General features: G+C 61.2%; 18 protein-coding genes, 1 pseudogene and 1 riboswitch. Of the genes and pseudogenes, 9 read left to right on the forward strand and 10 right to left on the reverse strand.

Features of this window, described 5'->3' with window-relative positions; translation table 11 throughout:
- Positions 1-39 precede the first annotated feature (39 nt).
- The gene (locus tag RHM62_RS11195; RefSeq protein ID WP_322122180.1) at positions 40-927 is read right to left on the reverse strand and encodes a transglutaminase family protein; all 888 of its coding nucleotides are present in this window, start codon (positions 925-927) and stop codon (positions 40-42) included.
- Positions 924-3,440 carry a circularly permuted type 2 ATP-grasp protein gene (locus RHM62_RS11200; RefSeq protein ID WP_322122181.1) on the reverse strand — a complete coding sequence of 839 codons (2,517 nt, stop codon included), beginning with the start codon at positions 3,438-3,440 and terminating at the stop codon, positions 924-926. Before RHM62_RS11200 ends, RHM62_RS11195 begins: the two co-directional genes overlap by 4 nt.
- A gap of 212 nt (positions 3,441-3,652) precedes the next feature.
- On the opposite strand from RHM62_RS11200, the gene RHM62_RS11205 reads away from it, so the two are divergent.
- Positions 3,653-4,519 carry a transglutaminase family protein gene (locus tag RHM62_RS11205; RefSeq protein WP_322122182.1) on the forward strand — a complete coding sequence of 289 codons (867 nt, stop codon included), beginning with the start codon at positions 3,653-3,655 and terminating at the stop codon, positions 4,517-4,519.
- On the opposite strand, the gene RHM62_RS11210 is transcribed toward RHM62_RS11205, so the two are convergent.
- On the reverse strand, positions 4,492-6,579 hold the full coding sequence (locus RHM62_RS11210; protein WP_322122183.1) for a DUF1631 family protein: 2,088 nt from the start codon (positions 6,577-6,579) through the stop codon (positions 4,492-4,494). The two genes, RHM62_RS11205 and RHM62_RS11210, sit on opposite strands and share 28 nt — an antisense overlap.
- A 188-nt stretch (positions 6,580-6,767) precedes the next feature.
- Between RHM62_RS11210 and pnuC the strand changes: the two genes are divergently transcribed.
- The 3 genes from pnuC to RHM62_RS11225 all read left to right on the forward strand — a co-directional run bounded on the left by pnuC (position 6,768) and on the right by RHM62_RS11225 (position 9,878).
- Complete coding sequence (gene pnuC / locus RHM62_RS11215) at positions 6,768-7,352, forward strand: nicotinamide riboside transporter PnuC (RefSeq protein WP_322122184.1); 585 nt, start codon at positions 6,768-6,770, stop codon at positions 7,350-7,352.
- Positions 7,349-7,870 carry an ATP-binding protein gene (locus tag RHM62_RS11220; protein WP_322122185.1) on the forward strand — a complete coding sequence of 174 codons (522 nt, stop codon included), beginning with the start codon at positions 7,349-7,351 and terminating at the stop codon, positions 7,868-7,870. Before pnuC ends, RHM62_RS11220 begins: the two co-directional genes overlap by 4 nt.
- 229 nt (positions 7,871-8,099) lie before the next feature.
- Positions 8,100-9,878, forward strand: coding sequence for a putative bifunctional diguanylate cyclase/phosphodiesterase (locus RHM62_RS11225; protein WP_322122186.1), 1,779 nt, complete (start codon positions 8,100-8,102; stop codon positions 9,876-9,878).
- A gap of 84 nt (positions 9,879-9,962) precedes the next feature.
- Here RHM62_RS11225 and RHM62_RS11230 read toward each other — a convergent pair whose 3' ends face one another.
- Positions 9,963-10,601, reverse strand: a complete 639-nt coding sequence (locus RHM62_RS11230; protein ID WP_322122187.1) for an NAD(P)H-dependent oxidoreductase — start codon at positions 10,599-10,601, stop codon at positions 9,963-9,965.
- A gap of 156 nt (positions 10,602-10,757) precedes the next feature.
- On the opposite strand from RHM62_RS11230, the gene RHM62_RS11235 reads away from it, so the two are divergent.
- Positions 10,758-12,257 carry a lyase family protein gene (locus RHM62_RS11235; RefSeq protein ID WP_322122188.1) on the forward strand — a complete coding sequence of 500 codons (1,500 nt, stop codon included), beginning with the start codon at positions 10,758-10,760 and terminating at the stop codon, positions 12,255-12,257.
- Between the two features lie 10 nt (positions 12,258-12,267).
- On the opposite strand, the gene RHM62_RS11240 is transcribed toward RHM62_RS11235, so the two are convergent.
- Complete coding sequence (locus RHM62_RS11240; protein ID WP_322122189.1) at positions 12,268-14,364, reverse strand: TonB-dependent siderophore receptor; 2,097 nt, start codon at positions 14,362-14,364, stop codon at positions 12,268-12,270.
- A 55-nt stretch (positions 14,365-14,419) separates the two neighbouring features.
- A riboswitch (TPP riboswitch) is annotated at positions 14,420-14,528 on the reverse strand.
- Positions 14,529-14,730: 202 nt separating this feature from the next.
- Here RHM62_RS11240 and RHM62_RS11245 point away from each other — a divergent pair.
- The 3 genes from RHM62_RS11245 to RHM62_RS11255 are packed head-to-tail and all read left to right on the forward strand — an operon-like array spanning position 14,731 to position 19,930.
- A complete protein-coding gene (locus RHM62_RS11245) occupies positions 14,731-16,161 on the forward strand; it encodes a PAS domain S-box protein (RefSeq protein ID WP_322122190.1) in 1,431 nt (476 codons plus the stop codon).
- Between the two features lie 3 nt (positions 16,162-16,164).
- A complete protein-coding gene (locus RHM62_RS11250; RefSeq protein ID WP_322122191.1) occupies positions 16,165-16,590 on the forward strand; it encodes a response regulator in 426 nt (141 codons plus the stop codon).
- Positions 16,568-19,930 (forward strand): EAL domain-containing protein, encoded by a 3,363-nt coding sequence (locus tag RHM62_RS11255; RefSeq protein WP_322122192.1) that lies wholly within the window; start codon positions 16,568-16,570, stop codon positions 19,928-19,930. The genes RHM62_RS11250 and RHM62_RS11255 overlap by 23 nt, the downstream gene beginning before the upstream one ends.
- 120 nt (positions 19,931-20,050) lie before the next feature.
- Here the strand turns inward: RHM62_RS11255 and RHM62_RS11260 are convergent, their stop codons facing one another.
- The 5 genes and pseudogenes from RHM62_RS11260 to RHM62_RS11280 all read right to left on the reverse strand — a co-directional run bounded on the left by RHM62_RS11260 (position 20,051) and on the right by RHM62_RS11280 (position 24,743).
- Positions 20,051-20,758 (reverse strand): MIP/aquaporin family protein, encoded by a 708-nt coding sequence (locus tag RHM62_RS11260; protein ID WP_322122193.1) that lies wholly within the window; start codon positions 20,756-20,758, stop codon positions 20,051-20,053.
- Between the two features lie 85 nt (positions 20,759-20,843).
- Positions 20,844-22,358, reverse strand: coding sequence for a glycerol kinase GlpK (gene glpK, locus RHM62_RS11265; protein ID WP_322122194.1), 1,515 nt, complete (start codon positions 22,356-22,358; stop codon positions 20,844-20,846).
- 483 nt (positions 22,359-22,841) lie between these two features.
- A complete protein-coding gene (locus tag RHM62_RS11270) occupies positions 22,842-23,384 on the reverse strand; it encodes a TolC family protein (RefSeq protein WP_322122195.1) in 543 nt (180 codons plus the stop codon).
- A gap of 49 nt (positions 23,385-23,433) precedes the next feature.
- Positions 23,434-23,628, reverse strand: a pseudogene (locus tag RHM62_RS11275) (efflux RND transporter permease subunit); the annotation flags it as partial.
- Positions 23,628-24,743 carry an efflux RND transporter periplasmic adaptor subunit gene (locus RHM62_RS11280; protein ID WP_322122197.1) on the reverse strand — a complete coding sequence of 372 codons (1,116 nt, stop codon included), beginning with the start codon at positions 24,741-24,743 and terminating at the stop codon, positions 23,628-23,630. The gene RHM62_RS11280 and the pseudogene RHM62_RS11275, both read right to left, overlap by 1 nt.
- A gap of 194 nt (positions 24,744-24,937) precedes the next feature.
- On the opposite strand from RHM62_RS11280, the gene RHM62_RS11285 reads away from it, so the two are divergent.
- The gene (locus RHM62_RS11285; RefSeq protein WP_322122198.1) at positions 24,938-25,198 is read left to right on the forward strand and encodes a hypothetical protein; all 261 of its coding nucleotides are present in this window, start codon (positions 24,938-24,940) and stop codon (positions 25,196-25,198) included.
- The last annotated feature ends 66 nt before the right edge of the window (positions 25,199-25,264 follow it).

A 25,264-nucleotide genomic window follows, 5' to 3' on the forward strand; every position in this document is an offset into this window, starting at 1 on the left:
GGAAAAATACGCAGGGCGAGCCGGCGCGACGTCACGACGTCACGACGTCAGCGGCGTCACTGTCACGGCTACCCGCAACTCCTGCCCGCCACCACCCAGCACGATGCCGCGCATCGGCGTGACATCGCTAAAATCCCGTCCCCATCCGACCGTGATGTGTTCATGCTGGACCAGGCAACGGTTGGTCGGATCAAAATCGATCCAGCCCAGTCCTTCGCTGTACACCGAGGCCCAGGCATGCGAGGCATCGGCGCCGACCAGGCGGGGCTGGCCTTCCGGCGGCATCGTCAGGATGTAGCCGCTCACATAGCGGCACGACAGGCCAAGCGAGCGCAGGCACCCGATCATCACATGCGCAAAATCCTGGCAGACGCCACGCCGGCCACGCAATACCTCGAGTAGCGGCGTGGCGATGGTGGTGGCTTCCGGATCGTATTTGAAATCACTGTGAATGCGCTCGGTCAATTCCATGGACGCTTCCAGCAACGGCCGGCCGGCGCTAAAGCTCGGCCGGGCATAGTCGGCCAGTTCGGTACCGCAGGCGATGTGCGGCGAGTCGAACAGGAAGGCGTATGGGTCCATCGTGCTCGCGTCGAGCGTGCTGCGCAGGCGTGACCGCTGATCTTCCCAGGCCGGTGATTCGCCGAGTCGTGAGCGGTCCGGACGCGGCGACAGGGTCACGACAGAGTCCGACACGACCGTCAGTGCCGGATGCGGTCCGGACAGCGTCAGCAAGCGGGTCGCGTTGCCGAAATAATCGATCCGGTTGGACCAGTCATGCGGTACCGGCGTGATGCTCAGCTGATGTGATTCGGTGCTCTGGTAATCGAATGACCGGGGCGTCATATGCAAAAACTGCTGCGATAGCGTGACCGGACGGTGATAGGTCGTCACGGTTTCGTGGAGGACGTGATAGCGGATGCTCATGGTGCGAATGTGCCTCGGTTGACTTCGCCGGTATGACTGAAAAATTGCAGGCCGATCTGGTCCGACAACGCGATGCTGGCGACATTGAGTTTGACCAGCAATGCCAGCAAGGGCTTGCTGCCGAAACAGAGGTCGCGTTCAGTCCGGATGGCTTGCAGTTCGACCAGCAGCGGCACGAACAGCGCGGCACCGCACGGCCCATGACTGGCGGCCAGCTTGTCGAGGTATTTGATGAGTCCTTGCAGCTGGAACATGACCGACCGGGGATTACTTTCGTCGAGTACCAGCAAGTCCAGCAAAGGCAGAATTTCGGGTTGTGCAACATAGCGCGACCGGTAGGTGACGATACTGTCGGCCACTTCCAGCAGCCAGTCGAGGCTGCTATCGGGCGGCATGTTGATGCCGTGCTGAAGTACGGTGCTCATGAACTGCAGGCGCTCGAGGCGCCGGCCGATCGTCATGAAGCGCCAGCCGTTATCGCGTGTCATGCCGTCCAGCGCAAAGCCGGACAAGGTCATGAGGGCGATGGCAGCACTGTCGAGCCGGGCGATGGCACCAGCCAGATTGAGCGGCTGGCCCAGTCCGCTGTTTTGCTGGACTACCTGATTGAGCGTGCGCCAGTTGTCCAGCGACAGCCGTTCGCGCAGGTGCCCCGCGACCCGGTACAGTTGCTGGAAATTATTGGTCAGGCCGGCACCGCTGCGGGTGACCAGCGATTGCAACAGCTCGGTCTCGATGTCGGCATCGTCCTGCAGGTCATCGTTGAGCAGACCAAAATGCTGACACAGGTCCTGCACGGTCTGCCATTCGCCGCCGCGGTATTCGGGCGACACGCTGAGCAGAAAATCGAGAGCACTGCGCAACAGTCGCGTGCTGTTGTCGCAGCGCTCGGTCAGCCGGCCGAACCAGAACAGGTTCTCGACCACGCGACTCGACAAGTGGGTGTCGCCACGCACCAGTTCATGGGCGGCGGTCGAGGTCGGCAGCAGGCTGAGCTGGCTGACGCGGCCTCGCGCTTGCACCCAGGTGTCCTTGCTGGCACCACCGCGCTGCATCGTGGTGACACGTGCATCGGCACCGGTGGCAACGCGCGACAGGCCGCCCGGCATGACGATGTAGCCGTCCGGTGTCGCACAGACGAACACGCGCAGCCCGACCGCAGACGCACTCAGGCCGGGTTCGGGACCATCGCGCCAGACCGGCGTCTGCGAAATCTTTACCAGTTCCTGAGCAACGTAATTGTGCGGCTGAGCCCGCATCGCGGCGATCAGTCCGGCACGCGCCTGATCATCGAGGTCCTGGCCAAAGACAGGTTCCAGGCGCAATTGCGGAAAGGCTGGTTTGACCACCAGATTGTCGAGCTGGTCGATGGCTTGCTTGAGCGCGGCCGGTTCGCCGCACCACCAGGTGCCGACCGAAGGCATCTTCAATTCTTCGCCCAGCAGCCGGCGCGCAATAGCGGGCAGGTAGCCGAGCAGCGCGCCGGATTCGAGCAGGTTGGAGCCGAGCCCGTTGGCCAGCAGCACGGTACCGCGTCGCGCTGCTTCGGTCAGTCCGGCCACGCCCAGCGCGGAGTCGGAGCGCAGTTCCAGCGGATCGCAGAATTCGTCGTCGACACGGCGCAGGATCACGTGCACACGGCGCGGCCCGGCGAGTGTCTTGAGCCAGACCAGCCCGTTGCGCACGGTCAGGTCGCCACCTTCAACCAGCGGAAAACCGAGATAGCGCGCGAGGTAGGTTTGTTCGTAATAGGTTTCGTTGTACGCGCCCGGTGTCAGCAGCACGATCAGTGGTTGTTCGCTGTCGCGCAAGGGCGGGCTGTCGTCGTTGCCGTCACCGCGGTTGGCCGCGCAAATGCGGCCCCAGTGCGTCAGGCTATCGCGCAGGCGGGCAAAAAAGCTGGCCAGGTGCTCGACCTTGAGGTCACGAAACAGCTCCGGGAATGCGCGTGAAATCACGATCCGGTTTTCAAGCGCATAGCCGGCACCGGACGGTGCCTGGGTACGGTCGCCGACCACCCACCAGCGCCCATCGGGTGCCCGGGCCAGATCGACCGCATAAAAATGTAGCGAGATATCGTCACTCTGGCGGATCCCGTGGCAGGGCCGCAAAAAACCGGCATTGCCATGGATCAGACCGGCCGGCAGCAAGCCTTCCTTGAGCAGCGTCTGATCGCCGTACACATCGCCGAGGATGCGGTTGAGCAGGGTGGCCCGCTGGATCACGGCAGCTTCGATACCGGCCCATTCGTCGCGCGGCAGGATGAAGGGCAGCACGCTCAGGTCCCAGGGGCGGGCGATGCCTTTCGGGTCGGCGTAGATGTTGTAGGTAACGCCGTTTTCACGCACCTGGCGTTGCAGCGACTCGAGCCGGTGGCGCATTTGTTCCGGCGGTTCGCGGCCGAGGAAATCAAGCATCTTGCGCCAGTGGGGGCGCGGTTTGCCATCGGTTTCGAACATTTCGTCGTAGCGCTGGTGCGCTGCCGGATACCCGGTAAGCAGGGAATTGGTCATAGTAATGAGGTCAGTAGCCAGTGCAGGTCATGCAGGAAAGCGGAGTAAATGGCGGCGCCGGCAGCAGGTCCCGGCAGCCGATCGGAGGCTATCATACGCGCCACCGTCGATAAGTTCGATAACGCGCATATTGGCGGCCGGTTGTGCCGGATACTTGATAGACTTCGCCTCCCGCGTACATGGCGCCATCCTTCTCTCTCGAGTTACCTGCAATGATCCGGCTGAATTTTTCCATCGAACTGAACTACGACATTTACGACAACGGTAGCGATTTCATTTTCAATATTCATGCGGCGACCACTCCGCATCAGAACGTCGTGCACGAACAGTTGCACGTCAGCCAGGATGTCCGCTCCAGTATGTTCACGGTGCCGGAAACCGGGTCGCGCTATCTGCGGTTGCAGGCCGGGAATGGCCCGTTGTGCGTGCGCTATGAAGCCGCCGTCGAGATCACCCATCACACCGAAGACCCTGCAAACCTGCAGGAAATGCCGATCGATCAGGTGCCGCCACACGCGCTGGCTTACATTTATCCGAGCCGTTACTGCCAGTCCGATCGCCTGCACAATCTGGCGATCCGGGAATTTGGTGGCTGGCAGCGCGGTTACCAGCGGGTACTGGCAATCCAATACTGGATCCGCCAGCGCGTGATGTTTCAGTCAGGCAGTACCAATGCCAGCACGTCGGCGCTCGACACCATCCTCGAACAGGTCGGTGTCTGTCGCGACTATGCCCACCTGATGATTGCGCTGTGCCGCGCCGTCAATTTACCGGCGCGTTTCGTGACCGGCATCGATTACGGCGTCGACCAGACCAAGCGGGCGCTGGATTTTCATGCCTACGTGGAAGTGATGCTCAGTGGTCGCTGGTATCTGTTCGATCCTAGCGGTGTGTCGCCACCGATGGGGCTGGTGCGCATCGGCACCGGCCGTGATGCGGTTGACGTGCCGTTTGCCACCGTCTTCGGCGCCGTCAATCCGGCGCTGCCGCTCATTACGATCAACGCCGTCAATGACGCTGCGCAGGGACTGGTGTTGCCCTTTCACACCGATCAGGCGCTGTCCTCGGCCATCGTCTGATCGCTCTGGTCGAGCGCGCGCACCAGCGCCCGTTCGACCATGCCGTCCTGCGCCAGCACGCTCACGCGGGCTTCGCGGAACTGGCTGGCCAGCACATCGGCCGGCATCGAAAACGCTTCTTCGCGCCGGTCATTCGTAAAGATATACAACGTGCGCAAGGGGCTGACCCAGGCTAGCCTGACTTTGCGCGCCTCCCCCGACTCCGACACAAACGCCAGCCACGCACCGCGCTGCAACTGGTCGACCGTCGCGACGAACTGATCCGGCACCGGTTCCGGTACCGCGCGCGCTTCCAGATCAAGCCGGTGTTCGGCTGCCTTGCGGGCGACCTCCACGGCGATTTCGACTTGCCGTTCGGGTGAAAGATCGATAGGCGCACGCACAATCGACGCATGGCACTCGGCCAGATCGGCGAAAAAACGCAGCCGCTCAGCATCGTCCCACTTGATCACCGTAAGCCATTTATTGAGCATCGCCAGGATCATCGGCAGGCGCGCGATCAGTTCGCGGCGCTGCTCTGGAATCAATTTTGGCTTGATGCTCCACAGCAGGTCGTCCATGGTGCGGATGGCATTGGTCAGTACATCGGGGTTTTCATCACGGATGCTGTGGGCCAGCGTCAGCACCGTGACCCAGCGACTTTCAAGGAAGGCTTCGACAAACGCACTGACTTCGCCGGTTCGGATGCGTACGGCCACATCGTTGCGGGCAGAGCGACCCGCCATACGGATTTTTTCTGCCTGCAGTGCTTTCGTGATCGGTGCTTCCAGCGCGCTGGCGGCGGCTTTTTCTTCGGTATGGATAAACGATTCCAGCTCGCCCAGCGCAGCTGAAAAGTGCTGACCCGGGTCGCCGCCTTCCTCGTTACGGACCCGGTCGACGCCTTGTTTTATCGTGCGGTACAGCGGATCGTCGGTCCCCTTGCCGGGATCCCAGCCGATTCCGGCGCGGGCCAGCAGATCGATCAACTTGCGGGCCGGATGGGCATCGCTGTAAAAAAATTTCTGATCAACCAGGGCCGCCTTGAGCACCGGCATCTGCAGGAAGCCGATCAACTCCTTGATCTCTTGCGGGATATGCGGGTCATCGAACACCGCATCAAAGACTTGCGACAGCAAGTCGATCGTCGTTTCATCGACACGACTCAGCGAGCCCGGCGCCATGCCGGAACGCAGCCGGGCCAGCTGATTGATCGCCGGCGAATCGACCTGCAGGGCGTCGACCTGGCCGAGCAAGCCCGGCCCGTTGTGCATGCTGGCATTGCCATCGCCAGTCGTGGCCTCGAAGCGCTGGCGTAACTGTTCGCGCAGCGCCTGCTGACCGGCTTCACGGGTGGCTGCGCTCAGATTGCCGCTGGATTTGCAGATCCGGTATGCGCTAACCAGTTCCGGCAGGACGCCATGAGCAATCAGGTCATCGTTGAGTGCTTGCAGGACCGGGGCTAGCGCCAGAAAAATTGCCGGCCGCAGCAGCGGAAGAATCAGAGGATGGGCCTCGGCATCCGGCGTAAAAACACACCAGGCCGCATGGATGGCGGACAGAAACACTTCCGGACGGAACGGATTTTGCGCCACGCTGAGCGTATCGCGCTGCAGCAGGCAAGCCAACCTGCTGTTAAGCGCCGCCAGTTGTTCGGCCTGCTCGATATCGAACAGGCGGGCACTCGCGCCCATCAATACCTTGTTGTCCATTTCGGCAAACGGCACCAGCGCGAGATCGCTGGCACGTCGCGAAGCAGGGCGCGCCGCGCCGTGCTCGAGCAACTGGATTTCGTGGAGCAGCGCTTTTTCCAGACCTTCATTGGCCAGTAGCAAAAAGGGATAGCCGTGGTTTTTGAGCAGATTGCCGAGATTGAAACTGAGGTTGGCTTGCCTGGCGTCGCCGCTGCTGTCCGAATACTGCAGCAGTGCCGCAGACAGTCGCGCCGAAAATTCGGCAAACTGGCGTTCAACCTGCTGCAGCGCGATGCCGGCCAGCTGCTGCAGCACGTCACTGCGCCGCCGGCGGAACACCGGAGCAGGCGTCGTGTTATTCGGAACAGGTAGAGAAATCATCGTCATGCAATTCCGGCAGGCGGTACGTGCATCAGTCGGCAGGAGACAACCGCATCGGCTTATTATGCATCACTCACGGCGGCATTTCCATGTGGAAATAAATGCACTCACCTATCTCGTTACTGCCCTGGTGAACCGGCTATCGCTTGTTGCGCCGTGCCCTATACTGTCTCGTTCCATTTCAGGCGTGCTCCATGAACGATCCGCTGCAGTTATTCGGTTTTACGACGGCACCGCTGGAACTGGTTTCGTTTGTCCTTGCCCTGATCACGGTCTTCCTGAACATCCGCCAGAATCACTGGGGCTGGCTGTTCTCTATTGTTTCATCGGCGACCTATGCCGGCGTGTTCGTGCAGGCCCGGTTGTACGGCGACAGCGGCTTGCAAGTTGTCTTTATCCTGCTGTCGGTCTGGGGCTGGCATCAGTGGTTGCGCGGCAGCAATACCGGATCGACACTGACCGTTAGCCGCCTGTCACAGCGCGGCTGGCTGCTCGCGGCACTGGCCTGGCTGGGCGGATTTGCCGTGCTGTCTTTATTCCTGAAGCACTACACCGATACCGATGTCCCCTATGCCGATGGCCTGCTGACCGCCGGCAGCCTGCTGGGGCAGTGGCTGCTGTCGCGCAAAAAACGCGAAAACTGGCTGGTCTGGATTGTCGTCGATCTGCTCTACATCGGCTTGTATCTCTACAAAGGCTTGACCCTGACCGCCGTGCTGTACGGCGTGTTCGTGCTGATGGCGCTAGCGGGCTGGCGTGCCTGGCGCAAGACATCATGACCGGCAGGTCAGTCGCGATTCTTGGTGCCGAGTCCACCGGCAAGTCAACGCTGGCAGCGGCGCTGGCGCACCGGCACGGCACGGTGTGGGTGCCGGAGTATCTGCGCGAATTTGTCGACGTGCATCAGCGCACCCCGCACGAGCACGAGCAACTCGGGATTGCACAGATGCAGGTGGCGCGTGAAGCCGACGCGGCAACGCACCACGCCGGCTGGCTATTTTGTGACACGACGCCGCTGATGACAGCGCTCTACAGTGAATTCTATTTTGGCCGCGTCGATGCGGTTCTGGCCACGCTGGCCGCAACGCGGTGTTATGCACTGACGCTAGTGACTGCTCCTGATACGCCATGGATAGCCGATGGCCTGCAGCGCGAATCGGCCAGTGTCCGGCTGAGTGTGCATGCCCGTCTGATCTGTTTGCTGAAACAACTTGACTGTGACTATCAGTTGCTAACAGGTGATTTTCCCGAGCGACTGCAGCAAGTTGACCATGCCCTGCGTAGGTTGATCGACTGACAATGCGATGCGCCCGCCTCAGCAGTGTTGCGGGTCCGGCCCGCGGATGGGAACAGTCGCGGCCTGTGGTCTTGTGGATCATCCATCACGATAAATTCAAAATTACCTGTTTTTAGTTTGCGAATAATTGTTACTTCAGGTTACCTTTAGTCCACTGCTTTAGTTCTTGAATGCAAGGTTGTCTGCACAAGGCGGGGAAGACAGGATATCTATAAGGAGGGAAACAATCATGAACAAGGCTATCGACACGTCTTGCCCGCTCGCTCGTCATCCCTTCACGATGAGTTTTGACCATTTCGGCAACCACCTCGGCTTTCCGGTGGCCGTATTCGATCAAGATTTGCACCTGCGCTACATCAATGAGGCAGGATTGGGGGGATTCGGCCTGACACCGGCCCATGCCGATCAGCATGTCAGTTGCCTGCCGCTGCCGCGCGGCCTCGATGGTGCTGTCGCTCTTTTCGAGATGCTGCTAGCCAGCGGCGGTGCAGAAGCGCTTTCACTGCTGATCGACGGACGGCCTTGCCACGCTGAACTCACCTCGTTACGCGGACCGGATGGGATCACTCAGGGGCTCATGCTGGTCGTGTTCGACAATCTCCGTGTTGCACCCCTGCATGGCGTCGGCGGCCGGACTGCCGACGAGGAGGCTGCCAGTAGCCTGGCGCACCATCAGCGCATCGCATTTCTCGCCACCCATGACAACCTGACCGGATTGCCTAACCGCAGCTTGCTGGCAGACCGCCTCAAGCAGGCCATCTCCCAGGCCAAACGCACCAAGCAAAAAGTCGCGGTGCTGTTCATCGATCTCGATGATTTCAAGAACGTCAACGACAGCCTCGGCCATGCAATTGGCGACCGCATCCTCAAGCAGGCGGCCGCGCGACTGCTACGCTGCGTGCGCGACGCCGACACGCTGGCACGGCTGGGTGGTGACGAGTTCGTGGCAGTCCTTGGTAACGTCGATCTGCCGGATGTCATCCGCGTAGCCAACCGGATAGTGTCTGCCATGTCGAGCGCCTTTTCGATCAACAGCAGCAAGCTGACGTTGAGCGCCAGTGTCGGCATTGCGGTCTTCCCGGAAGATGGCAATGACAGCGCCAGTCTGCTCGGTGTCGCTGACAGCGCCATGTATCTGGCCAAGCAATACGGTCGCAACCAATACCAGTTCTTCGCCAGTGAAATGAAGCAACAGGCACTCCAGCGCAACCAGCTGGAAGTCGATTTGCGACACGCCGTCGTGGCCGGCCAGTTGCGCATGGTGTACCAGCCCAAAGTCGATATGGTCAGCGGTCGCATTGTCGGTGCCGAGGCCTTGTTGCGCTGGTGCGATCCGGTGCTGGGCGACATTCCGCCGTCCTGTTTCATTCCGATTGCCGAACATTGCGGCTTGATGGGTGAAATCGGGAGCCTGGTGTTCGGGCAGGTGCTGACACAAATCGCGCTCTGGCGCGGCCGCGGCATCGTGGTACCGCGCATTGCCATTAATGTTTCGAGCTACCAGCTGCGCGATGTCGATTTTGTCGACAAGATCGCCGGCATGATCACGCAGGCGAGGGTGCCGGCCGAAAGCATCGGCATCGAACTGACGGAAAGCGCATTGATGGACCGGCTTGACCAGGCGCTAGAGCACGTGCTGCAGCTCGAAAAAATCGGCGTTACGCTGAGCATAGATGACTTCGGCATCGGCTATTCGTCACTGGCGGTCCTGCACAAATTGCCGATCCGCGAATTGAAAGTCGACCGCAGCTTCATCGAAGGCATTACCGATCAGCCGGAGCTCCGCTCGATCGCACGCACCGTCATCGGGATGGGACACGCGCTCGGCGTACGGGTAGTCGCCGAAGGGGTCGAGACCACCGCGCAGCGGCAACTGCTGAGCGAGGACGGCTGTGACAGCGCACAAGGATTCCTGTTTTATCCGCCGCTGGAAGCGGAGGATTTTGTCAGTGCACTAGCGGGGAGCGCCATAGAGAGTCGAGCGCATCGCAACGCCTCGATATCGTAGCGTGGGCACAGCTTGACCGTGACCACGCGTACGTGCCGGATTGCGCGATTGGTCCGGCTTTATCGCTGGCGGCACAAAAAAAAGTTACTTCATTTCGGTGACGAAGGTCTCCTGTGGCCGACGGATTTTTTTCAGATTGACGAGCCAGTCCTGCGCCTCTTCCCGATAGCCCAACGGTAACAGGACGACGCTGCGCAGGTTCCGTGCAGTCAAGTCAAGAATCTCATCGACAGCTGCCGGATTGAAGCCTTCCATCGGGGTACTGTCGACCTCTTCATACGCGGCGGCGATCAGCGCTGAACCAAGGCCGATATAGGCTTGCCTGGCCGCGTGCTCATAGTTGACATCGGCGTCACGCTGCGGATAGCTGTTGAGCAAGGACTGACGATAACTTTCCCAGCCTTCGTTCTTGAAGCCGCGCACTTCGTTGGTCAGGTCAAACATCATGTTGATGCGCTCTGCCGTGTAGTTGTCCCACGCGGCGAAGACCAGCAGATGGGAGCAATCGGTGACCTGTGCCTGGTTCCATGCGACGGCCTTGATTTGTTCGAGCAAGGCCGGATTCGTGACGACAAAAAGTTGATACGGTTGCAGGCCGCTTGAGCTGGCGGTCAGACGCACTGCTTCGATAATGCGGTCTACCTTTTCCTGTGGAACCTTTTTAGCCGGGTTCAGTTTTTTTGCCGCATAGCGCCAATGCAGTTTCTGGATTAAATCGGTCATGGTTGTCTTTCTGGTGAAGGCGGTCAGAGCGGAGGGTGTGCCCGGGATAGGACGACCGGCCGGAGTATAAAGGCGATGCGCTATCCGCGTCGGTGCGACACGACGGCGCGCCTATAATCGACGCACCCTCTGCCCAACCGATTCCGACAGGACCCCATGCCACCATTGCCCACCTTCGCCCTTGCCCTGATCCTCTCTGTTCAGATCGCCCCCGTCCTGGCCGCAACGACAGAGCGTCGCGATGAATTTTTCTGGCTCGGAGAGATGAACAAGGCCACCGCCGTCATCAATGCGGACGAGGGCTTGCTGGATAAAGCGATGGTGCCGCGGGTTGCCGGCGGCATTGCCAAAGTGCTGGCTGACGGCAGTCTGCCGGGAGCAAAACGGCCGTCCAGTGTCATTACCTTCGAGCCCTTGCTCATTGCTGCCGCAGGGCCTGAGGTCACGCTGCTGCATGCCGGACGGTCCAGCCAGGACATGCATGCCACCTACCGTGCGGCGATACTGCGCGACGATCTGCTCAACCTGGCCGATCAATTGAACCGGACCTCCGCGTCGCTGGTCAGGCTGGCCGCAAAGCACCGCGCCACTATCGTGCCCAACTACACCAATGGTGTGGCGGCCCAACCGAATAGCTTCGGCCATTACCTGCTCGGTCATGCCGCCGGCCTGGAACGCGATGCGCAACGCATCCGTGAAACTTACGTTCGTATTGATCGCAGTGCGATGGGGACCACAGTCCTCAACGGCACCAGCTGGCCGCTCAATCGTCCCCGCATGGCGAGCTATCTTGGCTTTGCGGCGATTGTCGACAATGCTTACGACGCCGCGCAGATATCGTCAACCGAACAACCGGTCGAGGTTGGTGCCGTCGTCACCAGCATCGCGCTGCACGCCGGTAATTTCATTGAGGACGTGATGACGCAGTACGCGCAACCGCGCCCATGGATTTTGTTGCAGGAGGGGGGCGGCAACACCTATGTCTCAAGTGCGATGCCGCAAAAGCGCAATCCGGGTTTGCTCAATGCAACCCGTCGTGATGCGTCGACTGCCATCACGCTGGCGATGGGAACGATCATCCAGGCGCACAACATCACGCCCGGCATGGGCGATGCCAAGGAAGTCAGCGCCAACAGTGCAATGGTCAACAGCGCCATCGTGTTTCTCAAAGGCTGGGACAAGATTCTCAATGCGCTGGTCATCGATCCGCAGCGCTCGCTGGAAGAATTGAATAGCGACTGGACCGCGTCGCAGGAACTGGCCGATGTGCTGATGCGTAAATACAAACTGCCGTTCCGGCTCGGCCATCATTTTGCGTCGGAGATTGTCGACTACGCCAAGGAACACAACATCAAGCCGCTCGACTTTCCGTACGATCAGGCGCAGCGGATCTATCGCGATGCCGTGAAAGATCAGGGTGGCGAACTGCCGATGAGTGAGCAGGAATTCCGTTCGACCCTTGACCCTGTCGCGATCGTCAACAACCGCGCCACCACAGGTGGTCCGCAACCCGTCGAGATGGAGCGCATGCTCAAGGGTGCCCGCTTATCCCTGTCGCAGCAGGAGGACTGGATCAAGGAACGGCGGGTCCGGATTGATGTGGCGCTGACCAGGCTGGACAGCGATTTCAACCGTCTGTTGAGCACCGCCCGCTGATTTTCATCCGTTAAAAATCAAGCTGCGCCGAGATCTTGAAGGTCCGCGGCGCACCCGGCAGCAAATACCCGCCCAGTGCCGTCGAGGCATCGCGCCAGTAGAACTTGTCGAAGACGTTGTCGATATTGGCCCGCAGCGTCGTGGCAACACCATTGACGGTGGTGACATAGCGCGCGCCCAGGTCGACCACGTGGTACGACGGAATGGTCGCGCGGACCACGCTGTCCGGACTGAATATCTTGTCGCTGGAATATACCCACGCGCCATTGAGCTTGACGCCGGCCAGTTGCGGCACCGCGTAATCGAGCGTCACGCCGGACTTGAAGGCCGGCACGTTGGTCACGCGCTGATTGTCCTGCACCGCATCGCCGGTATTGCGCTGGCGTGCCTGCAAGGCCATCGCCGTCAGACCCAGTGTCAGGTCACGCGTCAGCTTGCCCTGCGCCGCCAGCTCCAGGCCGCGATGGACCGCATCGCCATTGCGCACGTAGTCGTAATTGGCGTTCGTGTATTCGAGCGGCTTGCTGATCTGGAACAGCGCGGCCGTCATTTGCCAGCCCGGAATCAAGGCTGTCTTGATGCCGATTTCCTGCTGGCGCGACGTGCCCGGATCCAGAATCCGGTTCACGTTGTTGGTACCGAACGGTGCCACGCCGCCATGCTCGAGTCCCTGCGAATACGATCCATACAGGCTCAGGCTCGCCATCGGGTTGTAGACCAGCGCCAGCGAAGGCAGCACGTAAGTGCGGTTGAAGGTGCTGCCAAGCTGCACGCGTTCCAGTTCGGCGCGGCGCAGTCCGGCATGCAGCTGGACCTGCCCGGTCAGGCTGATGATGTCCTGCACGAAGACGGCCTGCTCGTTGCCCTTGCGTTGCAGCGACACCGGTCCGGTGGTCAGCGGCGACGGCGATACCGCCATCGATTGATAGATGTTGCTGGTGCCGCGATAGTCGTACACGTAGTCGCCGTATTCATCGCGCCGGCGCAGCGTGTCCGCTCCCAGCGTGAGCTGGTGGCGCAGGCTGCCGGTGGCGAATTTGCCTTGCAACAGCGCCTGCGTCGACAGCAGCGTCTTGACCTCGCCGGTGCTCTGGTAATCGTAGACGTCATAGTCGCCATTGGCACAGAAGCCGGCAGCAAATCCGCAGCCGAACGGGAAGGCGGCAAAGTCATCGCGCTTGAGCTTGTACTTGTTGGCCGCGACCGTGCTGGTCCAGTCAGCATTCCATTGATAGGCAAAGCGCAAGCCGATATTGCTGCTATCGGTGACCACCGGTTTACTCCACGGCTGGTCATTGAGCAGCGTGCGGGCCGACACGCCCGCCGGCAAACCGGTGCCGCCGATGAGCTGATAACCGGGCGCGGTGATCTGTGATTTGTGCTGGTTATCGAGGTCGATCTGCAGCAAGGCCTTGGGCGAAATCTGCCAGTCGAAGGCGCCGGAAACGAACTGTCGCTGGCCATCGGCACCCTTGACATACGAGCGCAATTGCTCGGCCGCAGCATTGATCCGGTAGCCGAAACGCCGGTCCTCGAAGCGACCGCCCAGATCGACCGAACCGAGCACGGTGCCGCGTTCGCTGACCTCGAACAGTATCGATCGCAACGGTGCCGCCGTCGGGCGCTTGGTCACAAAATCAATCAGCCCGCCCGGTGTCGAGACGCCGCCTTGCAAACCGCTCAAGCCTTTCAGGATGTCGATGCGTTCCTTGTTTTCAAGGGGGATCGAAGCGTCAGACGCAATCGGCAAACCATCCTTGCGATAGCTCGATGCATTGTCGAGCGGGAAGCCGCGCAACGAAAACTGCTCGGCATAACCGACCGCGTTATAGGCTTCATTGAGGCTGGCATCGAGCTTGATGACATCGGCGATGCGCCGCACGCGCCAGTCCTGCAACTGCTCCTGGCCGATCACGTTGATGGCAGCCGGGGTCTGCAGCAGCGCGGCATCGCCGAAACCGCCAACGGATGACGCGGCGTCGCGCTTCGGTGTGGTGTCGGTGACGATCACCTGCTGACTGGTTTGCGCATGCGCGACCGCGATGCTGGCGAGAGCCTGGGCGATAACAAAAGAAATACGGGTCAGGGAAAAATTTGGTGCCGTCATGGTGTGCTCTGTCAGGTGGAAAAACACTGGAGGCAACGCAGAGGCGATCAAAGAGACGTAGTACTTTGCGCTTCCCTACGCTGGCATGATCCAGATCAGGTTCGAAGGGTGAATCTCACCTGCAGACCATCAAACAATGGCGTGCGGGACCCCTAGCAGCGCGGATGGTAGCACAGCAGCAATGAGGCTCGTGACCGACTGACAAAAACGCCGGATGAGCGAGATTTCAGGGCGACCTAGGATCACCTTTGCAATGCAGGAACCCGCTCTATACTCATGCCACTTTGTGTCCAATACCCTCTGTTGCCGGAGGGTGCCGGCACCGGAGCGCAGTCCCGATTAGCCGTATCGGCAGCGAAAGCATGCATGACGACAGACTTCGACAGGACCACCCGTGATGAAACGCCCGACGCGATCATCATCGTCTCGCTGCAGGGGGTGGTGCAGCATTGGTCGCCCGGTGCGCAGGCGCTGTTCGGCTACACCGGCAGCGAGGCCGTCGGCCAGGCCATGCATGACCTGATCGTGCCGTCTGAGCGCGCCGACGAAGAATCCCGCATACGCCAGACCATCGCCGCCAGCGGCCTCAGCAAACACGAATCGCTGCGCCGGAAAAAAGATGGCGCTCTCATTTACGTCGACGTCACCGGCAAGGCCGTGCGGTCCGCGCAGGGCGTTTGCGACGCCATCGTGTTCTGCGACAAGGACATCACGCTGTTGAAGGCAGAGCGCGATGCCAGGCTACTTGATGCCCGCTTCGGCAAGCTGCTCGAGTCCATGCCGGACGGGCTCGTGATCGTCAATGCGACCGGTCGTATCGTACTGGTCAACTCACGGGCGGCGTGCCTTTTTGGCTATGCCCCGGCAGAACTGTGCGGCGTGCCGGTCGACAACCTGCTGCCGCCGCGCGACCACGTCATCGCTGCCGGGCCGGGCCTGTCCGGCGTGCGCAAGGACGGCACCGAATTCCCGGTCGAGATCAGTCGCAGTCCGCTCGACACCGGGGAGGGCTTGCTGGTGGCAACTGCTATTCGCGACATGAGCGAGCGCAAGCGCAGCGAGCGGACACTGCAAGAAAAAAACGCCGCGCTGGAAAACGCCAATCTGGCCAAGGACCGTTTCCTGACCGGCATGTCACATGAATTGCGCACGCCGCTCAATGCCATCATCGGCTTTACCGGCACGCTATTGATGCGCCTGCCGGGACCACTGACGGGCGATCAGGACCGGCAACTCAAGACCATACAAGCCAGCGCACGGCATTTGCTGTCGCTCATCAACGACTTGCTGGACCTTGCAAAAATTGAATCCGGCAAGCTCGACATGCTCATCGAGCCGGTCATCTGCCAGCACATCATCGGCCAGCTCGCCGACACGCTGGGCCCGATGGCGACACAAAAAGGGCTGTCTTTGCGCAGTGACTTGCCGGCTGCCGAGATCACCGTGCACACCGACCTGCGTGCGCTACGCCAGATCCTCATCAACCTGATCAACAACGCGATCAAATTTACCGAGACCGGCGGGATCGTGATCCGCTTGTCGGCGCGTGAAACCGGGGGCAGCCGCTGGCTTGATTTCTGTGTCTCCGATAGCGGCATCGGCATCCGGCCGGCCGAGCAGGTCAAGTTGTTCCGGGCGTTTTCGCAAATCGATGCGGGGTCAACGCGGCATGTCGACGGCACCGGTCTGGGCTTATACCTGAGCCGCAAACTGACCGGACTGATCGGTGGCGAACTCGATTGCGATAGCGAGTTCGGTGCCGGCAGCCGGTTCACGCTGTCCTTACGTGCGGCCTGAGCGATGCCGGCCCGCATCCTCATCATCGAAGACAACCCGGCCGGTATGGAATTGATGAGCTACCTGCTGCAGGCGTATGGCCACACGGTGCTGCTCGCGCCGGACGGCCCGGCCGGCGTGGCACTGGCAGCCAGCGCCTTGCCGGACCTGATCGTCTGTGATGTGTACTTGCCCGGCATGGACGGTTATGGCGTCGTGCGCCACCTGAAAGCCCACCCTGCGCTGGCAGACATCCCGATCATCGCTGTCACCGCACTGGCCATGGCCGGTGACCGTGACAAGCTGCTGTCGGCAGGCTTCAACGGTTATATCGGCAAGCCGATCGAACCGACCAGCTTCATTTCGCAGCTCGACGTGTTTCTGCCCATCGATCTGCACGCGCTCATTGACCCGACTGCGAGGACGCATGGCGACCATCCTGATTGTTGACGATCACGTACTGAACAGGGAATTCCTGAGTACATTGCTGGGCTACGGCGGCCATCAGCTGCTCGAAGCGCGCGACGGCGTTGAAGGCATGAAGGTCATGCGCGCCGCGCGGCCCGACCTCGTCATTGTCGACATCGTGATGCCCAACATGGACGGCTACGAGTTCGTCACGGCGATGCAGAACGATCCCGACATTGCGCAGACGCCGGCGATTTTTTACACGGCCAGCTACCGCGAGCGCGAAGCCACGATCATGGCGCAAGCCTGCAACGTGCGCTGGGTCTTGCCCAAGCCGTCCGAACCGGGCGTGATTCTGAAAACCGTCCACGAAGCACTCGGCCTGCCGATGCAGATTGCCAATTACGTCACGGCCGGTATCACGCCCGGCGAGCGTGCCGGTTTTGCCCGCGTCGACAACCAGCTGGTCGATTACCTTGTCGACCTCGAAATCAGCAGCAACCTGATTGCCAGGCTGGCACAGGATGACGTCGTACTGCTGCTGGAAGCAAAAGAAATCCGCGAGGTCGCGGAGCGCCTGTCGGTGTCACTGGCCAGCCTGCAGGAGGTCAGCCTGCACCTGACTGCGCTGGTTGACCTCGGCATCGAGCTGGCCGCCGAGCGCAAGCCGCTGAGCCTGCTCGAATCCGGTTGTCGCGTTGCTGTCAATATTTGCCGCGCCCGTTCGGCCGTCGTCGCGATGTATGAGCTCAACGCGACCATTCCGTGCCATCTGGTGACGCGCGGTATTGATGCCTCGGTAAAGAGGATGCTGACATTTGCGCCGGCCAGCGGCACGCTGGCGGCCTTGATGGCCGGCGGCCCCGTGGTCTGTCTGGCCGGGTTGTCAGGTAATCCGCAGGAAGCCGGTCTGCCCGACTGGCATAGCCCGGTCCACTCCTTTCTTGGTGTGCCGGTGGCCTCGCGGGACCACATCCATGGCTGGCTGTACCTGCTCGACAAAGTCGATAGCGTCGGCTTCAGCGAAGGCGACCGGCAAGCCGCTGCGACGGTTGCGGCCCAGCTCGCCGTGTCCTATGAAAACCTGCAGCTCTATGCACAGATTCAGGCCCAGCACCAGTTACTGACGGCCGAGATGGCGCAACGTCTACAGGCCCAGGAATCGCTCAGTGCCAGCCTGCGGGCACGGACGGTGATGGCGCGCTGCAACCAGGTCATGGTGCGGGCTATCGATGAAGCCAACATGCTCGACCAGATGTGTCAGACCGTGGTCGACACCGGCGGCTACCGGATGGCCTGGATTGCCTACGCCGGACCGGATGGCGAGTTGTATCCGGTGGCGCAGTCCGGTGCCCATGATGTCAAGCTAAAATATTTTCCGTCCGACTGGATACGCGATGAACAGGCTTGGACGCCGGCGGCTACAGCTTTACGCACCGGCGTGACAGGCGTTGTCAGTGACGTGATGGCGATCCTGCCGTTACAGGCCTGGCAGGAGCAAGCGTCCGGGCGCGGTTATCGCTGTGCGATTTCAATGCCGCTGCTCGACGACGGTGTGGTGTTCGGCGTGGTAACGATTTGCGCCGGTCATGCCCATGCCTTCGACGCCAGCCAGATCGACATGTTCGAGGAGCTCGCTTGCGATATCGCCTACGGTGTCATTCACCTTCGCAACAAGGATCGAAGAGTCACTGCCGAGCGCTCGTTGCTGGCTTCCGAAGAAAAACTCTCCGAGATCATGGGGTCGATCGACAACGTGGTGTGGTCGCACTCCGGTACCCACTTGCTCTACCTTAGTCCGATCGTCAAACAGGTCTACGGCCGTCCGGCCGAGGATTTTTTTGCCGATGCCAAGTTGTGGTACTCGGTGATACACCCGGACGATGCCGCGCGGGTACGCAACCGCCGCGGCAAATTACTGCTCAACGGCAGTGTCACGCAGGAATTCCGTATTCTTCGCCCGGATGGATCGATCCGCTGGATCGAGGACCGGGCCAAGGCGGTATGCGATGCCAGCGGTGCGGTGGTACGTTTCGATGGTGTCGAAATCGACATCACCGGCCGCAAGGAAGACGAGGCGCGCTTCGTCCATATGGCCAACCACGATGCGCTGACCGGCCTGGCCAATCGCAATTTGCTCAGTGACCGGCTGGCGCAGGCAATGTTGCAGGCCCGCCGCACCCATGGCTTGCTGGCCCTGCTGTTCATGGATCTGGACCACTTCAAGGAAATCAATGATAACGGCGGTCACTTGCTCGGCGACTTGCTGCTCAAAGCCGTCGCTGCGCGGCTGCTCGATACCATTCGCGACAATGACACGGTGGCGCGGCAGGGCGGTGATGAATTTATTGTGCTGCTGGCGAACCTGCATACGCAGGCTGAAGTGGTGGTGGTGGTTGACAAGATCCTGGCCGCCTTCATCCCGCCGTTCCAGGTCGAGGGACATAATCTGGTGATCTCGGTCAGTGTCGGTGTCACGGTATTTCCGAGTGATAGCGATGACATGCCAGCGCTGTTGCGCAATGCGGATACGGCGATGTATCGCGCCAAATCCCAGGACGGTATCTCGGTCCAGTACTACTCGAAGGAAATGGGCGCGCTGTCGGTCGAGCGCTCCGACCTCGAAGCACGTTTGCGACTGGCCACCGAGCACCGCGAGTTCACGGTGTTTTACCAGCCCAAGGTGAACATCGACAGCCAATGCATCATCGGCGTTGAGGCGCTGATTCGCTGGCCGCAGGCCGACGGCTCGATGATCAGTCCGGCACTATTCATTCCGGTGGCCGAAGAGATCGGCCTGATCACCCAAATCGGCGAGTGGGTCTTGCGCACTGCCTGTATCCAGAACAAGGCCTGGCAGGATGCCGGCCTGCCGCGCATCTGCGTGGCCGTCAATTTGTCGGCGCGCCAGTTCATGCAGCCGGGATTACTCGAATCGGTCAGCCGGGCGCTGCGCGACAGCGGGCTTGATGCCTGCCATCTTGAGCTCGAACTAACGGAAAGCATCATGATGAACAGCGCCGAACATTTCATCACGACGCTGCATGCGCTCAAGTCGCTGGGGGTGCAATTGTCGATTGATGATTTCGGGACCGGCTATTCGAGCCTGAGTTATCTGAAGCGTTTCCCGATTGACCGGCTAAAGATCGACCAATCCTTCATCCGCGACATCGCCACCGATCCGGGCGACGCCACCATCACCCGCGCGGTCATCGCACTGGGACACAGCCTGAATTTGAAGGTGATTGCCGAAGGCGTCGAGACGGCCGAGCAGCTCGCCTTCCTGCGTGCCAATCAGTGCGACGAGATCCAGGGATACTATTTCAGCCGTCCGGTAGCAGCGGCGGCGTTGGCGGGGTTGCTGGAGATGGGGGCTGGTTAGCGGGAGCATTTACTGTTCGTCCCTGGTTTGTCGACAGCACACCGGCCACCAAGCCCTGCGTTTGGCTCAGGATGAACCGGACAGACGTTCTGTACACATCGAAAGGTGAGTAGTTCGCTCTCAGAAGTTCGCGTTGTACAACAGCGCAGCCAAGCCAGCCCCGATCAATGGCCCGATCACCGGCACCCACGCATAGCCCCAGTCACTGTCGCGCTTACCGGGAATCGGCAACAGGGCGTGCATGATGCGCGGGCCCAGGTCGCGTGCTGCATTCATCGCATAGCCGGTCGTGCCACCAAGCGAGACACCAATACCGACCACCAGCAGACCGACCGGCAACGCATTCATCGCGCCCAGTCCGAAACGCGGTGCCGCCATGTTCAGGACCGCAAACACCAGCACGAAGGTGGCGACGATTTCCGAGATCAGGCTGCCCCAGGCGCCGCGGATCGCCGGCCCGGTGCAGAACACCGCGAGCTTGACATCGGCGTCCGCCGTCACGGAAAAATGCTTCTGGTAGACCGCCCACACCAAAAAAGCGCCCGCCATCCCGCCGGCCATCTGCGCGGCGATATAGCCTGCCACCTGGTCCCACGGGAATTTGTCGGCCAGCGCCAGCGCCACCGTAACGCTCGGATTCAGATGGGCGCCGCTGGCCGCGGCGGTGCACAGCACGCCGACAAATACCGCCATACCCCAGCCGAGGGCAATGACGATCAGACCGCTGTCGTGACCCTTGGTTTTGTTCAGCAGGACATTGGCGACGACGCCGTCGCCCAGCAGGACCAGCAGCGCGGTGCCGGTAAATTCAGCAAATAAAGGACTCATCACGATAGGGTTCCGGTCGCTAGTAAAAAAGGATCAGGCGCGTCGGTGCCCGCCGGACCATCTTGTCCGGATAACAGCCGGCGTCTCAGAGCGTATCGGCCCAGACCTTGCTGGCGTGGATCGCCCGCTTCCAGCCCTTGAGTCCCTGCTTTGCTTCGGTGCTATCGGTCGCCGGCGTGAAGCGCTGGTCGAGCGCCCACTGGCCCTGGATTTCGTCGATGTCTTTCCAGTAGCCGACCGCGAGGCCGGCCAGATACGCAGCACCGAGTGCCGTGGTTTCGGTGATCTTCGGCCGCACCACCTCGACGCCAAGAATGTCCGACTGAAACTGCATCAGCAGGTCGTTGGCGACCGCGCCGCCGTCGACGCGCAACTCGGTGATCTTGCATTCCATGTCGGCTTCCATGGCCCTGAGCACATCGTGCGACTGGTAGGCGATGCTGTCGAGACCGGCACGGGCTACGTGGGCGGCGGTACTGCCGCGCGTCAGGCCGAACATGGTGCCGCGCGCACGTGCATTCCAGTGCGGCGCGCCGAGACCGACGAAGGCCGGCACCAGATACACGCCGTCGCTGTCGGGCACCGAACGCGCCAGCGCTTCGATCTGCGCCGCATTGTTGACGATGCCCAGGCCATCGCGCAGCCATTGCACGACAGCGCCGCCGATGAAGATGCTGCCCTCCAGCGCGTAGTTGACCTGGTCGCCGATTTTCCAGGCGATCGTGGTGATCAGGTCGTTCTTCGATTCGACCGGCTTGTCACCGGTATTCATCACCAGGAAGCAGCCGGTGCCGTAAGTATTCTTGACCATGCCGGGTTGCGTGCACATCTGACCGAACAGTGCTGCGTGCTGGTCGCCGGCGATTCCGGCCAGCGGGATCGCGGTCGCAAAGACGGTGGTCTTGGTCTTGCCGTAGATTTCGGACGACGAGCGTACTTCCGGCAGCATACTGCGCGGGATATCGAGCATCTCGAGCAGTTCGTCATCCCACTCCAGCGTATGAATATTGAACAGCATGGTACGCGCCGCATTGGTGACATCGGTGACGTGCAGTGCATGCTTGGTGAAGTTCCACACCAGCCAGCTGTCGACCGTGCCGAAGCAGAGCTTGCCCTCGTTGGCGCGCGCGCGCGCACCGTCGACGTTATCGAGAATCCAGCGGATCTTGGTGCCCGAAAAGTACGAATCAATCGGCAGACCGGTCTTGGACCTGACCATTTTTTCGAGGCCGCGCTCTTTGAGCTCATCGCAAAATGCAGCGGTGCGTCGGTCCTGCCAGACGATCGCGTTGTACAACGGCCGGCCGGTCTCACGGTCCCAGACGATGGTGGTTTCGCGCTGGTTGCTGATGCCGATGGCGGCAATGGAGGTGCCGTTCAAACCGGCATGGGTGACCGCCTCGGCAGCGACGCCGGCCTGGGTCGACCAGATTTCCTGCGGATCATGTTCGACCCAGCCTGGCTGGGGATAAATTTGCCGGAATTCTTTTTGTGCGACCGAGACGATGTCGCCGGCATGGTTGAACAGCACGGCGCGCGAGCTGGTGGTGCCCTGGTCGAGCGAAAGAATGTACTGGTCGGGTTTGGTGGTCGTGGTCATCTGTCTCACCTTATAAAAGATTGTCGGGTACGCCGGTCATTGTTCCATCCGGAACAAGCTGCGCGGGGCCGGCAGAAATGGGCGTTCGAACGGTTATCGTCGAGGCAATGCCGGCACGAAGCGCCCGCAGGCCAGGCACATGCGGCGTTACGCAACACAGCGGCCTAATGAGGTGGATGTCGATATCGCGAATCGACTCCGCGATAGGAAAACGATACAACTTCAGCTCTGCGCGGGTCTGTACGGTGGGGCGCTTAACAACTTTTGGGCAATGACTTTGGAAAACAGGTGGCCGGTGGTGGTGGTGGGGGGCGTGCTGCAAAAGCCTTTCCGAAGGGTGGGCACGGCATGATCGTGCCCATACGAATGCACCATACACGGTCGGTATTGACAGGTGTCTTTGAGGCGCGCACGTGGGCACGATGAGGCTGTGCTCACCCTACGATATTTACGGGGAAGGTTATCGCTTATGCGTGCCGTCCCTCAATCAATCGCCCACAACAAATGCGCATCCAGCTCCAAGCGCGCCTGCGCTGCCAGCGCATCGATCTGCGCCGATTCTGCCGCCAGCGCTGCTTCCATCGCCATGCGCCGGTTCATCAAGGCATCGGTCAGCGTCGCTTCGCCCAGGGTGTAGGCGCGCATCATCGTCACGGATTGCTGCGCGCTCTGGTCGGCGATGCGCTGCATGGTTTGCCAGATGGCGAGGCTGCGCTCGCTGTCGGTGACGACACGCTGCGCGGCGGCGCTGACTTTCTGCTGTGTCTGGAGCGCACGCTGGCTCGCCATGCCGGCCTTGACGGCAGCGCCATGTTGATCGGCGTTGCGGCCCGCACCCGGCAGCGTGAAGGCGATGCTGATGCCGACCAGCCGTTCCTGCCCGTCGCGTTCACGACCGGCCCGCACGGCTAGGGTCGGGTCAGGCATGCGTTCGCTCGACAGGCGCGCGGCCTGCAAACCGATCAGGTCAGCTTCGGCTTGCGCCAGTTCCAGTTCGTGATTGTCACTGGTGATCTTGCTGCGCATTCGCGCCGCGCCCTGCGTGCCGCCAGCGCCTCGACGTTCGGTACGACTTCATGCGCATCTCGACTTCTTCCGGCGTCATGCCGGGCGCTTTCAGGATCAGCTTGACCTGCGTGCTCGAGACATCCGGAAAGGCATCGATAGGCAGGTTGCGAAAGGCCTGGATGCCGGCACCGATCATGACCAGCGTGAGCACCAGCACCAGCAGGCGCTGGGCCAGCGAAAAAGTAATCAGTCGGGCCAGCATCATGGTGCTCCGTCAGCGCCGAGGCCGATCCACGCACCCTTGAGCGCGGCCAGTCCCTTGACTGCAACCGGGTTGCCGGCCACCAGCTTGCCGGTGACGGCGACCGGATCCGCGCCTCCCGCCGCGACGACTACCTTGACCGCAGCGAAGCCGGTCGCATTGCGCACGAACACGAACGCCGCATCGCCATGGCGCACGATCGCACCGGCCGGAACACGGATGCCGGCCGCGCCGGCGACACCCTGATGGGTCGCTTCGATAAATTCATAGAGCTTCAGGCAGTCATCGCTGACGATGGGGACGGCGCGCACCAGCGTGCTCTGGTTGGCGCTGGTGATCTGGCCCGAAATCGCGATGACTTTGGCGCTGCCGCAGTGGGCGAGTTGCAGCAGGTCGCGGGTGCGGATCAAGGCGGCTTGCTGGCGCGATGCCTGGAATTCGATCCAGCGCGCGCCATCCTTGCTGACGATGGCCAGCAGCATGCCGGCTTCGATGCGCTGGCCCGGTGTCATCGTGATTTCCTGCAAGGTGCCGCGCACGCCGGCGACCACCGTCACGGTCGGCGACAGCGTATTGCTACTGATCAGTGCGCGGATTGCCGCTTCACTGACACCGGCTGCGCGCAATGCCTGATGGCGTTCCTTCGCGGCGATGCCGGCTTGCTGCGCCGCGCCGCGACTGTCCTGCACGCGCGACAAGGCCATGATGCCCTCCTTGAGCAGGTTTTCATCGCGCGCCAGCTTGTCTTGCGCCAGCCGCGCCGCGATCGCCAGGTGCAGATAATCGCGCTGCATCTCCATCAATGGCTGGCTGAACAGTGTTACCACCGGCGTGCGGGCCTGCACTTGCTGCAGCGACTGCACATGGATCTGCCGGACCACGGCGCTGACCACGGCGCTGACGACGGTGATTGCATTGGTCGGCGCGACCACGGTGCCGGCCAGCACCGTGCCGCCGCTGCCGCTGGTGGTGCTCGCGGCGGGCAGCGTCTCGATGCCGGCGCTCCTTATCTGTTCGGTAGTCAGCGTGATCTGGTCGGGTGTGGCGGCTTGTGCGGACAGCACCAGCAGGGCAGTGACGACGAGCGCCGGGAGGTGACGTACTTGCAGGGACATGGCATCGCTCATCAGGGTTTTGGATGGGATGCAGTGTGGGGGGGGAGAAATTAAGGAGTTCTTAACAGATGGCGCAGGGGATTGAATGGATATCCATTCGGGTAAATGGATACCCATCACGGTAAGGCCTGATCACCGAACGCGTGGCTGATGTCCGGAGGCGCGACCCTTCACCCGATTCAAGGAGACACCGTATGTTCCGCATCATCAGCAAGACCGTCATTCAGCATGGTGGCAAGTTCGCGGCAGATTTTGCGCAAGGGGCCATTGAAGATCAGGTGAAATCCACCTTCAAGATGAATTACGTGCAAACCGGCAAACCAACTGCCGGTGCTGCGGCGGCCAGCATCCTGCGTGCGCACTATGCGAGCATGATGGCGACCAAAGTTGCTGCGCCGGGTGAACTTGCGGGCGGGGCGGCTGGGTCGCCGGGGACGAAAAAAATGGATAAGTGAGGTGATGCGGGTGCAGGACTGGTGTCTTGCTGGTCATTTTTTTCTGAATTCATCAGCCTAGATGGG

It is taken from the genome of Actimicrobium sp. CCC2.4, from assembly GCF_034347385.1.
GTDB lineage: Bacteria > Pseudomonadota > Gammaproteobacteria > Burkholderiales > Burkholderiaceae_D > Actimicrobium.